This window comes from Bradyrhizobium sp. 186, from assembly GCF_023101685.1.
GTDB lineage: Bacteria > Pseudomonadota > Alphaproteobacteria > Rhizobiales > Xanthobacteraceae > Bradyrhizobium.
Map to the genome: position 1 here is coordinate 1,974,530 of NZ_CP082164.1, position 12,523 is coordinate 1,987,052.

Consider the following 12,523-nt stretch of genomic DNA (forward strand, 5'->3'; position numbering starts at 1 on the left):
GCGATGCGCGGTGAGGAAGGCAAAGCTGCCGGAGAGGCGCTGCTGCGCAGACTACGTCGGCTGGTGGCGCGGGCCGCGACCGTCGAGGGTGGCGACCGCAGGCAATTGCTCGCGCTTATCGACGACGTCGAGACGACGCGCCGCGGCCTGTTGAAGGAATGCGCGGAGGTCGAGGGCCAGATGAGGCAGGCAACCGTCAGGACGACCGCGATCGGTGCGTATTTGCGCAACTCGCAGGCCGGCCGCGGCAACCGGCATAACTAGAAGAAGGCGATGACCATGACTGTAGCCCAAGCCACGAGGACAAACGCCGCAAATGGCGACGCGCGGATCAAGTCGCTGATCGCACTGATCGATACGCTGACCGCGCTGGTCGCGGAGGAGAATGCGGAGCTCGCCAAGGGCCTGCCGGCCTCGCGCCTGAAGCACGTCGATGAGAAGAACCGGCTGGCGGAGATCTTCGAACGGACCGTTGCCGAGTGCGCGGCCGGAACGACCAGCCTGAGCGTGCCCGACCGGCTCTTGCGCGAGCAGCTCATGGAGCGGATCCTGAAGCTGCGCGCGGCGATGGACGAGAATTTGGTGCGCCTGCGCGCGGCGATCGAGGCCAGCAATCGCCGGATCGAGGCCGTCATGCAGGCGATCCGCGAGCAGATCGCGGCGGTCTCGCCCTATGGCGCCTCCGGCCGCGTCGCCGCGCGCGCCGTCTCCAGCGGCACCAGCCGCAGCGCCTGACGCCGCGAGGAGCCCGCCGTGTCACTCGATATTGCACGATCGATCGCCTTCAGCGGGCTGTCGGCCACGTCGGTACAGATCAGCGTGACGTCGTCGAACATCTCGAACGCCGACACGACGGGCTATACCGAGAAGACCGCGAACCAGTCGAGCAGCGTCACCAACGGCGTCGGCACCGGCGTCACGGTGACGGGGATCACCTCGACGGTCGATAAGCTGCTGTTGAAGTCGCTGATCAGCGCGACCTCCGATCTCGGATCGGCCGACACGACCAACACGTACCTGACCTCGCTCGAAAAGCTCTACGGCTCGACCAGCAGCACCGACGACAGCTCGACCGGAACCTCGCTCGCCAACAGCATTGCCTCGCTGGAATCGGCGCTGTTGTCGCTGGCGAGCACGCCGAGCAGCGCGTCGCTGCAATCCAACGTCGTCAGCGCGCTCGACGACGTCGCCAGCCAGTTGCGGGAGACGTCGAGCGGCATCCAGAAGCTTCGCGCCGACGCCGACCAGGACATCGCGTCCTCGATCGACGACGTCAACACGGACTTGCAGCAGATCGCGGACCTCAACGCCGCGATCAAGCAGACGGCAGCGACCGGCCAGTCGACCGCGGACCTGGAAGACCAGCGCAACACTGCGCTCCAGGACGTCGCTTCCAAGATGAACATCAGCTATTTCACGGCGTCGAACGGCGATCTCCAGATCTACACCACATCCGGCCAGGCGCTGGTCGACAGCAGCGCGCATACGATCAGCTATACTGCCGCGCCGAATGTGACGTCATCGACGACTTACACCGCTGGTTCCTCGTCGAGCGGCTTCACCGCGATCACGGTGAATGGCGTCGACATCACCTCGCAGATCACCGGCGGCGACATCGGCGCGCTGATTACGCTCCGCGACAAGACCCTGCCGGCGGCGCAGTCCCAGCTCGACCAGCTCGCGCAGCAGCTCGCTTCCGCGATGAACAGCATTTCGAACAGCGCTTCCTCGGTGCCGGCCCCAACGAGCCTGACCGGCACGACCCCTGTCACCAGCAGCACTGCGCTGTCCGCCACCGGCACAGTGCGCATCGCCGTCACCGACCAGAGCGGAAATCTGGTCTCCTACGGCGATCTCGATCTGTCGTCCTATTCCACGGTCGGCGATCTCGTCACCGCGATCAACGGCATCTCCGGACTGTCGGCCTCGGTCGATTCGGACGGCCATCTCTCGATTACGACGACCGGCTCAGGCAACGGCGTCGCCATCAACAAGATGACGAGCTCGGTCGGAAGCTCCGGCGAGGGATTTTCCGAGTATTTCGGCCTCAACGATCTGGTGACGGGAACGAGTGCGTCGGATATCGCGGTCAACAGCAAGGTCCTGTCCGGAACGAACGAGCTTCAGCTCGCGACGCTGGACTCCTCGTCAAGTCTGACGGTCGGCAGCACAGTGTTGTCGTCGGGGTCTGCTACCGTCGTCAATGCCTTCTACGATGCTCTGACGGACTCCCGGACATTTTCCGCCAGCGGCGGGCTCGCCGCCACCACGGGCTCCTTCGCCGACTATGCCTCGGCCATCGTGTCCGATGTCGCGAGCAAGTCGTCGCAAGCATCCACCAATTACACGGCGAAGGAGATTGCGCAGTCGACCTATGCGAGCTCGCTGTCGTCGCAGTCGGGCGTCAACCTCGACGAGGAATCGGCGAAGCTCAGCACGCTCCAGAACAAATATTCGGCGGCTTCCGCGCTGATCCAGGCCATCAACAGCATGTATTCGGCGCTACTGAGCGCCGTGCAGTCGACATAAAGCGGGAGCAGGCCCATGGTCGCGATGCGTGTGGCCACATTCGCCCAGTCGAACAAGATGATCGCCGACGCGATGCGCGTGGAGTCGGTCATGGCCAACAAGCAGGTCCAGGAATCGTCGGGCATGATCTCGACTGATTTCGGCGGCTATGGTTCGGACTCGCAGCATGTCGTCAATCTTCAGGTCTCGGTGACGCGCGCGCAATCCTATATCGATGCCGCCACGCTCGCTGACAGCAAGGTCCAGGTGATGTATTCGGCCGTCGGCTCGATGACCGACATCCTCACCCAGCTCCGTTCCCAGCTCAGCGCCGCCTCGACCGGGAGCTCGACCGAGACGAACTCGGTGATCGGCTCGGCCCAGCAGTTGCTGGAGGAGATGGGCTCGCTCATGAACACGCAATATGACGGCCAGTATGTCTTTGCCGGCGGCAAGACGGACACGGCGCCGGTCGATCTCACGAACTTTTCGTCCGGCACCGGCTCCACCACGACGGCAGACACCAGCTACTATAATGGCGACGACGAGATCGCCTCGGTGCGCGTCGCTGCCGACGAGACCGTGTCCTATGGCGTCACCGCCGACAATTCGGCGTTCGAGGAGGTGATGCGCGTCCTGAAGTTCGTGGCCAATAGCACTTCGCTATCGTCTTCCGATATCTCCAGCGCGCTCGATCTCGCCAGCACGGCGCTCGACGATACCGCGGCGGTGCAGGCAAAGCTCTCCAACTCGGCGTCGTCGATCGAGACGGCGAGCGCCCGTCAGACCGACTACAAGAGCTATGCCGAGACACTGTCGAACGATCTCACCGGCGTCGACGTCGCCGCCATCACGGCGCAGCTCTCGACCTACGAGGCGCAGCTCACCGCGTCCTATTCGGCGCTCGGCAAGATCCTGAGCCTGAACCTCGCGAACTATCTGAAATAGGGCGGCCTATTCGGCGGCAATCCGCTCCATCGCCATGGCGCGAAGCCTGGCGCGCTGGATTTTTACGCCATTGGCGCTGTCGGTGACGGGGAAGGCCTCGACGACATAGATCCGTGCCGGAACCTTGTAGCCGGCCAGCCGCTCGCGCAAGCGCGCGGTCAGCGCCTCCTGCTGCGGCGGCCCTTGGTGCAGTTCTTGGGCCGGGATCACGAAGGCGACGCAGCGGGCCTGGCCGTTCAGATCGACGGCGACGACCTGGGAATCGGCAACGCCGGCGCAGGACTTGAGCTCGTCCTCGATCTCGCCGGGTGCGACAAGAAAGCCGCCGAGCCGCATGGCGTCGCCCGCGCGGGTCTCGTAGACGAACGAGCCGTCGCCGCGCAGGCGGCCGATGTCGCCGGTACGGAAGAAACCATCCGCGGTGATCGCATCGCGCGTCGCCTCTAGATTATTGAGATAGCCAAGGAAACGCGACGGTGCGCTGATCTCGATCTCGCCGGACACGCCAGTCACGGCAAGCTCACCTGTCTCGGTGTCACGCACGCGGACCATCGCGTCGGGTGACATCGGCCAGCCGCCACCCTCGATGCGGTCGGCGAAGGCGTCGCTGGCGCGACCGATCGAGAACAGCGCTTGCACCTCGCTCGAGCCGTAAAGGCCGAACAGCGGCATGCCGCGTGCCTCGGCCTTCGCGGCAAGCTCGCGCCAGCCCGGCTGGAACGCAGCGAAGCCGAACGCTTCCGCCTGCGGGAACGGCTGTGGCAAGTCGGTCAGCGCCAGGATACGGCGGAACATCTCGTCGGAGCCGAATGCGTGCGTGATCTTGTGCTGGCCAAGAATTTTCAACGCTGGTGCCGCCTCGAAGGCGTCCAGGACATGGACCGTCACACCGGCAGCCAGGAAGGCAAGCGAGCTAGTCATGCCGAAAGTGCCGCAGAACGGCAGCATGGCCAGCAGCGAATGACACTGCGGCGAGAGCGCGAGCGCCTTGGCGACGGAGGCGGCGTGCGTGGCAAGCGTCCGCTGCGAATGCGCCACGAGCTTTGGGCCCTTGGTCGTGCCTGACGTGGTGTAGAGCAGAACCGGCAGGTCGACGTCGCTGTCGGCGGGGGACGCGGGCGGGCAGGGCTTGTCGAAGGCGTCGAAGCGCACGGAGGGCCAATGCGCGGGGATCGTGTCCGCGCCGACCACCGCGAGCTTTTGCAGCGTGGGCACCTCGGCCTTGGCGACATCTGCGAGAATGGCGGCGAAGTCGATCGAGCGGAACGCGGCCTCGACCACCATGAGTTTGGCGCCGGACACCTTGAGCAGGTGCGCGACCTCGGCGCTGCGGTAGCGGGTATTGACGGCGGCAACGATGGCACCGAGCCGGGCCGCGGCAAACAGCAGCGCGATCCATTCGACCCGGTTGACCAGCCAGACCGCGACCACGTCGCCTTTGCCGATGTCTTGCGCAGCAAGCCAGGCGGCGGTTTGCTCGACCTTCCACGAGAATTCCGCGCACGAGACGGGCGTGCCGTCGAACACGAAGGCGGGGTCGGTGGCGGCCTCGGTCCGGATCAGGGATTGCAGTGAGAAATCGGTAGCGTGCATGGCAGCCGGAGTAACCCGATCGCGCAGGACTGTCTACTTGGTGCCGAACATCCGATCGCCGGCATCGCCCAGGCCCGGCACGATGTAGCCGTGGTCGTTCAGCCGCTCGTCGATTGCGGCGGTCCAGACCGGCACGTCGGCATGCTCCTTCTGGAATCGCGCAATGCCTTCCGGCGCGGCCAGCAGGCACACGAAGCGGATATCGCGGGCGCCGCGGTCCTTGAGCAGGGACGCGCCGGCGCAGGCCGAGTTGCCGGTCGCCAGCATCGGGTCCATCAGGATCACGGTGCGGTCGGACAGGTCCTGCGGCGCCTTGAAGTAATATTCCACGGCCTGCAACGTCTCAGGGTCGCGATAGAGCCCGATATGGGCGATACGCGCTGAGGGCATCAGCGCCAGCATGCCGTCGAGGAAGCCGACGCCCGCGCGCAGGATCGGCGCCAGCGTGAGCTTCTTGCCGGCGATCTTCGGTGCCCGCATCGGCGCGATCGGTGTCTCGATCTCGACCAGCTCCAGCGGCAGGTCGCGCGTCACCTCGTAGCAGAGCAGCATCCCGATCTCGTTCAGGATCTCGCGAAAGCTCTTGGTCGAGCGGTCCTTCTCCCGCATCAGGGAGAGCTTGTGCTGGACCAGGGGGTGGGCGACGATGTTGACCTTGCTGGTGCTCATGAAACCGCTCTACACGGTTCCGCGAAACTACGCCAGATCGGCCCGGCCTTTTCCGCGGGATACGCGGCCTCAAGCAGGCGTTGCGACCGCCGAGCGCGCCCGATTGCTCGCCTCGTAGGCAGCCATGCTCAACTCCCGTTCGATCGCCGTACGCATCGCACCGTCAGCGCGATCAGCAGGTTGCCCCGGTTCTCGATGTCGAGCTCGAAGGCTTCGGCAGGAAACACCAGCGCGCACCTTGCCGGCTTGCTCTGCCGGTTGGCGAAAGCGATCGCCGAGCTCTTGAACAGGAAGAGACCGCCGACGCGGCCGTTCGTCTCGCGCGCGACCCAGAGGCCGGCCTTGTTGCGGCCGATGAAGAAAGCGGGAATGGAGGCGCTGACGACGTCGGGATCGAGCGGCTTGAGCGGCACCGCCTGCGCCTGCTGGGCGTCAGGCGGGCGAAGGGCCGCTTGAAGAGCGATTGCGGCCATGGCGGCCTCCTCACACATCTGCAGGGTCATGATGGTCCGCCATGCCGGTCAGGCGGCAAGGTGCCAGAGATAGATCACGGTCTTCAGCGCGATGAGCGCGGCCAGCACGCTGCCCATCGAGAGCAAAGCCAGCGCGCGAAGCGCGACGCGCTTGAGTTGGGCCTTGCGCGCCTTCGATATCCGTGGCTGCCGTTCAGTCCAGCCAAAACGGTGCCCAAAGCCATGTGTCAGCATCGACATTTTTGGATTCCTTCATCAGCAGCGGCCGTGGCTCGTGTCCGGCCGCATCAAGCCGAGCATGCTCAGGGCATATTTGAGCGCCGCCGGGCTCTCCCTGGAGAGGCGATGAGCGGAATGAAGCGATTATGCAGGCGGATAGGCGCAGAGCGAGGCGGACGGCGAAGCGTGTCATCACGCGCGCAGGACTCAGCATGTGCGGTATATCCGGAGATTGCAGCAAGGCTCGAACCCGTCAGGCCGCTCTAGCCGAAATTATCGCAGACGACAGGTTCGTAAAGCGGATCCGGCGCCGCGCGAACAGAAGGAACGCTCGGTCGCGACATCTCCGCAGCGACCGCCTGGACTTCGATGAAGGCCGACAGCAGGGCGAGCGAAAGATCCGCGTGGCGCGCTTCGACCGCGGCGTCGAGCCAGTCCGGCAGCTCGCGTTCGCGCGACAGGGCGCAATGCCACTCGCCTTCGTCATAGGCGATGCGTCGGACCTGCCACAGCGGCAGCTCGAGCTCCATCAGCGCCAGCGCCGCATCGGCCCAGGCCTCAGCGTCGATCAGGCGCACGACGCGCGCGGTGCGCTCGCTTTGTCCGAGTGAAGGGATGCGCCGACAGGCCTTGTCGATGATTTCGAGCATCAGCGGCCGCGTCATTGCGTGTGCAGCACGCAGGCGCTCGCTGAGCGAGGGTGGATCGTAGCGTCGGAGAGCGGCGGTCATGTCAGGCCTCCCGGAATTGGCGTCGGTCAGTCGGCCGGCCTCCCCAAGATGGCTGGAAGGGCATTTGAAAACGAGATGAGGGCGGGGCGCGAAATATAGGGATTTCATAAGTGCCGTGATCAGGCTCCCGCAACCGGTTGGGCTATTCAAGGGAGGTGTCGTCCCGGCGAAGGCCGGGATCCATACTCCCAGGGAGAAGTTGTGGCGCGAAGCTGGTCACCACGAGTCTTCGCCAAACCAAAACTTGTGATTATGGGTCCCGGCCTTCGCCGGGACGACAGGGGAGCTTGTGTCGCCAGCCAAGCTCCCGCCTTGGTGCCTGCGCGACAAGCCAAGTCTTGGCCTTTATGAGATTCCTATAACTTCGCCATAGGCCTCATCTCGAAAATCTATCTGCGCGGTGGCACTTCAGCACGGTGAAAGTCCCGGCCGGGCGCAGACACGCGTCGCGTTCGTGCGAAGCAAGCGGTCCGCCGGGATCCAGAGACAGGTTGCGCCGGATATCGTCTCGTAACGAGGAGTATCGCCATGATGGACATTCTGATGCTGGCGCTGGGCTTCGGCTTCTTCGCCCTCGCGATAGGTTACACCTACGCCTGCGAACGGCTTTGATGGAGCTGACCATGACCTTCGATTATTCGCTCGCCGGCGCCGTGTCGCTCGGTCTCCTGATCTACCTCACCTACGCGCTGCTGCGGCCCGAGCGGTTCTGATCCATGCTGCCTCTTCTCAAACTGCTGCTGGCGGATGCCGTACTCGTCCCGTACCTGCTCGTGGTGCTCTTGCCGCTCATGCGTCGGGCACCAAGCCTGAAGGGTTAATTCCATGACTGTGATCGGCTGGCTCCAGATCATTCTGTTTTGCGTCACTATCGTCGCGCTGACCAAGCCGCTCGGCTGGTACATGACGCGCGTGTTCAACGGCGAGCGGACGTTCCTGTCGCCGGTGCTGCGTCCGATCGAGGCCGGCATCTACTGGATTTCGGGCGTCGACGAGAAGCGCGAGCAGCACTGGCTGACCTACACGGTCGCCATGCTGTTGTTTCATATCGGCGGCTTCCTCATCATCTACGGCGTGATGCGATTGCAGGCCGTTCTGCCCTTCAATCCGGCCGGGCAGGGTGCGGTCGCCGAGGATCTCTCCTTCAACACCGCAATCTCCTTCATCACCAACACCAACTGGCAGAACTACGGCGGCGAGAGCACGATATCTTATCTCGTGCAGATGCTTGGTTTGACGCACCAGAATTTCCTGTCGGCGGCGACCGGCATCGTGCTCGCGGTGGCCTTGATCCGCAGCTTCTCGCGCGCCTCGATGCGCACGGTCGGAAATTTCTGGGTCGATGCCACTCGCTGCACGCTCTACGTCCTCCTGCCGGTCTGCGTCGTCTACACGCTCTTCCTGGTCTGGCAGGGCATGCCGCAGACGCTTGGGGATTACGTTGAAGCGGCCACGCTCGAAGGCGCCAAGCAGACGATCGCGGTCGGCCCGGTCGCCTCGCAGGTTGCGATCAAGATGCTCGGCACCAATGGCGGCGGCTTCTTCAACGCCAATGCCGCGCATCCCTTCGAGAACCCGACCGCACTGTCGAACTTCGTGCAGATGCTGTCGATCTTCGTGCTGGGCGCGGCGCTGACCAATGTGTTCGGGCGCATGGTCGGCAACCAGCGCCAGGGCTGGGCCATCCTCGCCGTGATGGGCGTGCTGTTCATCGCCGGCGTCGCCGTCACCTACTGGGCGGAAGCCAACGGCACCAACACGCTCAGCGCGCTGGGCCTGACCGGCGGCAATATGGAAGGCAAGGAAGTCCGCTTCGGCATCGTCGCCTCCTCGCTGTTCGCCGTGATCACCACGGCCGCCTCCTGCGGCGCGGTCAACGCCATGCATGACAGCTTCACCGCGCTCGGCGGCATGATCCCGCTGATCAATATCGAGCTCGGCGAGATCGTTGTCGGCGGCGTCGGCGCCGGCATGTATGGCATCCTGCTGTTCGTCATCCTCGCGATCTTCGTCGCAGGCCTGATGGTCGGCCGCACGCCGGAATATGTCGGCAAGAAGATCGAGGCGCGCGAGGTCAAGATGGCGATGCTCGCCATTCTCATCCTGCCGCTGATGATCCTGGGCTGGACGGCGGTCGCCGTGGTGCTGCCCTCGGCAGTCGCCTCGATGGCCAATGCCGGCCCGCACGGCTTCTCCGAAGTGCTCTATGCCTACACCTCGCAGACCGGCAACAATGGCTCGGCCTTTGCTGGTCTGACCGGCAATACGCCCTTCTACAACATCACCGGCGGTGTCGCGATGTTCGTCGGCCGCTTCTTCATGATCATTCCGGCGATGGCGATCGCGGGCTCGCTGGCCGCCAAGAAATCCATCCCGCCGTCGGCTGGCACGTTTCCGACCACGGGCGGACTGTTCGTCGGCCTCGTCGTCGGCGTGATCCTGATCATCGGCGGCCTGACCTTCTTCCCGGCACTCGCGCTCGGCCCGATCGTCGAGCATCTCGCGATGAACGCCGGCAACGTCTTCTGATTGTTTTGGAGCGACCTCCATGGAAACCATGAAACTGCAAAAACGCGCTTCGGTCTCGGCGATGCTCGACCCCAGGATCGTCGTGCCCGCGATCCGCGCGTCATTCACCAAGCTCGATCCGCGGCTGATGATCAAGAACCCCGTGATGTTCGTGGTCGAGATCGTGGCCGCGCTCACCACCGTGATCTTCCTGCGCGACCTCGTCACCGGCGGCGAGAATCTCGGCTTCACCTTCCAGATCATCCTCTGGCTGTGGTTTACCGTGCTGTTCGCCAATCTGGCTGAAGCGGTCGCCGAAGGCCGTGGCAAGGCGCAGGCGGAATCGCTGCGCAAGACCCGCACCGAGAGCCAAGCCAAGCTTTTGACCGGGACGGGGCAGAACTACAAGCTCGTGCCCGGCACGGGCCTGAAGGTCGGCGATCGCGTGCTGGTCGAGGCGGGCGACACGATTCCCTCGGACGGCGAGGTGATCGAAGGTGTCGCCTCCGTCAACGAGGCCGCCATCACCGGCGAGTCCGCCCCCGTGATCCGCGAATCCGGCGGCGACCGGTCAGCGGTCACCGGCGGCACGCAGGTGCTCTCAGATTGGATCCGCGTCCGCATCACCGCAGCCCAAGGCTCGACCTTCATCGACCGCATGATCAGGCTGGTCGAAGGCGCCGAGCGGCAGAAGACGCCAAACGAGATCGCGCTCAACATCCTGCTCGCCGGCCTCACCATTATCTTCGTATTCGCCACCGCGACGATCCCGAGCTACGCTGCTTATGCCGGCGGGTCGATTTCGGTGATCGTGCTGGTCGCGCTGTTCGTGACCCTGATCCCGACCACCATCGGCGCGCTGCTTTCGGCGATCGGCATCGCCGGTATGGACCGACTGGTGCGCTTCAATGTGCTGGCGATGTCGGGCCGCGCCGTTGAAGCCGCCGGCGACGTCGACACGCTACTGCTCGACAAGACCGGCACCATCACGCTCGGCAACCGCCAGGCGACGGCCTTCCGTCCGGTGCGCGGTGTCACCGAGCAGGAGCTCGCCGATGCAGCCCAGCTCGCCTCGCTCGCCGACGAGACGCCGGAAGGCCGCTCCATCGTCGTGCTGGCGAAGGAGAAATACGGCATTCGCGGCCGCGACATGGCCGAGCTTGGCGCGACCTTCATTCCGTTCACGGCGCAGACCCGCATGAGCGGTGTCGATGCCGGCGGTTCGTCGGTGCGCAAGGGCGCGGTCGATGCGATCCTCAACTATGTCAACGGCGGTGCGCCGCTGGCACTCGCATCGGGCAACGCGGCGCGTGCCGTTCAGCCATCCGCCAGTTCGGATGTGGCGCGCGAGATCGGCGCCATTTCTGATGAGATCGCCAAGTCAGGCGGAACGCCGCTCGCGGTCGCCAAGGACGGCCGCCTGCTCGGCGTGGTGCAGCTCAAGGATATCGTGAAAGGCGGGATTCGCGAGCGCTTCGCCGAGCTGCGCCGCATGGGCATCCGCACCATCATGATTACCGGTGACAACCCGATGACGGCCGCCGCGATCGCGGCGGAGGCCGGTGTCGACGACTTCCTGGCGCAGGCGACTCCTGAGGACAAGCTCAAGCTGATCCGCGACGAGCAGGCCAAGGGCAAGCTGGTGGCGATGTGCGGCGACGGCACCAACGACGCACCGGCTCTCGCCCAGGCCGACGTCGGCGTGGCCATGAACACCGGCACCCAGGCCGCCCGCGAGGCCGGTAACATGGTCGACCTCGATTCCAACCCGACCAAGCTGATCGAGGTTGTCGAGATCGGCAAGCAGCTCCTGATGACGCGCGGTGCGCTGACGACGTTTTCGATCGCCAACGACGTCGCAAAATATTTTGCGATCATCCCGGCGATGTTTTTGGCGTTCTACCCGCAGCTCAACGTGCTCAACGTCATGAACCTGTCGAGCCCGCAGAGCGCCATCCTGTCGGCGATCATCTTCAACGCGCTGATCATCGTCGCGCTGATCCCGCTCGCGCTGAAGGGCGTTGCCTATCGCGCGGTCGGCGCCGGTGCGCTGCTCCAGCGCAACCTGCTGATCTACGGCCTGGGGGGCATTGTCATTCCCTTCATCGGCATCAAGGCGATCGACCTCGTCGTCGTCGCCTTGCACCTTGCATAACCCCGTCATTGCCAGCGGAGCGAAGCAATCCCGAAATGCCTCCGCGGCTGAGAACCTGGATTGCTTCGTCGCTTCGCTCCTCGCAATGACGAAAGAATAAGGAGACGTAACATGCTCAGAGAAATCCGCCCCGCCATTGTCCTGCTGCTGGTGCTCACCGCCATTACGGGCCTCGCCTATCCGCTCGCGATGACCGGCATTGCCGGCGCGATCTTCCCCGCGCAGGCGCACGGCAGCCTGATCGAGCGCGACGGCAAGGTGGTCGGCTCCGCCCTGATCGGTCAGGAGTTCAAGGCGGACAAATATTTCCACGGCCGCCCCTCGGCGACGCTTGCGCCGGACCCCAATGATTCGACCAAGACGGTGCCGGCGCCCTACAACGCGACCAATTCGGGCGGCTCCAACCTCGGCCCGACCAGCAAGGCGTTGGCCGACCGGCTGAAGGAAGATCTGGACAAGCTGAAAGCCGAGAATCCGAATGCCGCCGTACCGGTCGACCTGGTCACGACCTCGGCCAGCGGCCTCGACCCGGACATCTCGCCGGAAGCGGCGGAATTGCAGGTGCCGCGGGTGGCGAAGGCGCGGAATCTGCCGGACGATCAGGTCAGGCAACTCGTGTCCTCCAGCACCCAGAGCCGTCTGCTCGGCCTGATCGGCGAACCGCGGGTTAACGTCCTTGCGCTAAACCTCGCGCTCGATCGCGTTGCCGCGAAATAGCG

At 64.6% G+C, this 12,523-nt stretch carries 13 protein-coding genes; 8 read left to right on the top strand and 5 right to left on the bottom strand.

Translation table 11 applies throughout. From position 1 onward, the window contains the following. Positions 1-3: 3 nt before the first annotated feature. The 4 genes from IVB18_RS09220 to IVB18_RS09235 are packed head-to-tail and all read left to right on the top strand — an operon-like array spanning position 4 to position 3,456. Positions 4-264: a hypothetical protein gene (locus IVB18_RS09220; RefSeq protein WP_247988870.1), complete on the top strand. Its 261-nt coding sequence runs from the start codon at positions 4-6 to the stop codon at positions 262-264. 9 nt (positions 265-273) lie between these two features. Continuing rightward, positions 274-735: a flagellar protein FlgN gene (locus tag IVB18_RS09225; RefSeq protein ID WP_247988871.1), complete on the top strand. Its 462-nt coding sequence runs from the start codon at positions 274-276 to the stop codon at positions 733-735. 18 nt (positions 736-753) lie between these two features. After that, complete coding sequence (gene flgK / locus IVB18_RS09230) at positions 754-2,529, top strand: flagellar hook-associated protein FlgK (protein WP_247988872.1); 1,776 nt, start codon at positions 754-756, stop codon at positions 2,527-2,529. A gap of 15 nt (positions 2,530-2,544) precedes the next feature. Then, positions 2,545-3,456 (top strand): flagellin, encoded by a 912-nt coding sequence (locus IVB18_RS09235; RefSeq protein WP_247988873.1) that lies wholly within the window; start codon positions 2,545-2,547, stop codon positions 3,454-3,456. Positions 3,457-3,462: 6 nt separating this feature from the next. Here IVB18_RS09235 and IVB18_RS09240 read toward each other — a convergent pair whose 3' ends face one another. The 5 genes from IVB18_RS09240 to IVB18_RS09260 form a co-directional block, all read right to left on the bottom strand. Then, complete coding sequence (locus tag IVB18_RS09240) at positions 3,463-5,049, bottom strand: AMP-binding protein (protein WP_247988874.1); 1,587 nt, start codon at positions 5,047-5,049, stop codon at positions 3,463-3,465. Between the two features lie 33 nt (positions 5,050-5,082). Beyond that, complete coding sequence (gene upp, locus IVB18_RS09245) at positions 5,083-5,718, bottom strand: uracil phosphoribosyltransferase (protein ID WP_247988875.1); 636 nt, start codon at positions 5,716-5,718, stop codon at positions 5,083-5,085. A 128-nt stretch (positions 5,719-5,846) separates the two neighbouring features. Then, positions 5,847-6,221, bottom strand: a complete 375-nt coding sequence (locus IVB18_RS09250; RefSeq protein ID WP_247988876.1) for a hypothetical protein — start codon at positions 6,219-6,221, stop codon at positions 5,847-5,849. 18 nt (positions 6,222-6,239) lie between these two features. Continuing rightward, on the bottom strand, positions 6,240-6,431 hold the full coding sequence (locus IVB18_RS09255; protein ID WP_247988877.1) for a hypothetical protein: 192 nt from the start codon (positions 6,429-6,431) through the stop codon (positions 6,240-6,242). Positions 6,432-6,673: 242 nt separating this feature from the next. Next, positions 6,674-7,141: a hypothetical protein gene (locus tag IVB18_RS09260; RefSeq protein ID WP_247988878.1), complete on the bottom strand. Its 468-nt coding sequence runs from the start codon at positions 7,139-7,141 to the stop codon at positions 6,674-6,676. Positions 7,142-7,764: 623 nt separating this feature from the next. Here IVB18_RS09260 and IVB18_RS09265 point away from each other — a divergent pair. From IVB18_RS09265 to IVB18_RS09280, 4 genes are all read left to right on the top strand, one after another. Next, complete coding sequence (locus IVB18_RS09265; protein ID WP_247988879.1) at positions 7,765-7,854, top strand: K(+)-transporting ATPase subunit F; 90 nt, start codon at positions 7,765-7,767, stop codon at positions 7,852-7,854. Between the two features lie 112 nt (positions 7,855-7,966). Next, complete coding sequence (kdpA, locus tag IVB18_RS09270; protein ID WP_247988880.1) at positions 7,967-9,670, top strand: potassium-transporting ATPase subunit KdpA; 1,704 nt, start codon at positions 7,967-7,969, stop codon at positions 9,668-9,670. A 19-nt stretch (positions 9,671-9,689) separates the two neighbouring features. Then, positions 9,690-11,804: a potassium-transporting ATPase subunit KdpB gene (gene kdpB, locus IVB18_RS09275; RefSeq protein WP_247988881.1), complete on the top strand. Its 2,115-nt coding sequence runs from the start codon at positions 9,690-9,692 to the stop codon at positions 11,802-11,804. 111 nt (positions 11,805-11,915) lie between these two features. Next, on the top strand, positions 11,916-12,521 hold the full coding sequence (locus IVB18_RS09280) for a K(+)-transporting ATPase subunit C (RefSeq protein ID WP_247988882.1): 606 nt from the start codon (positions 11,916-11,918) through the stop codon (positions 12,519-12,521). Positions 12,522-12,523: the final 2 nt, after the last annotated feature.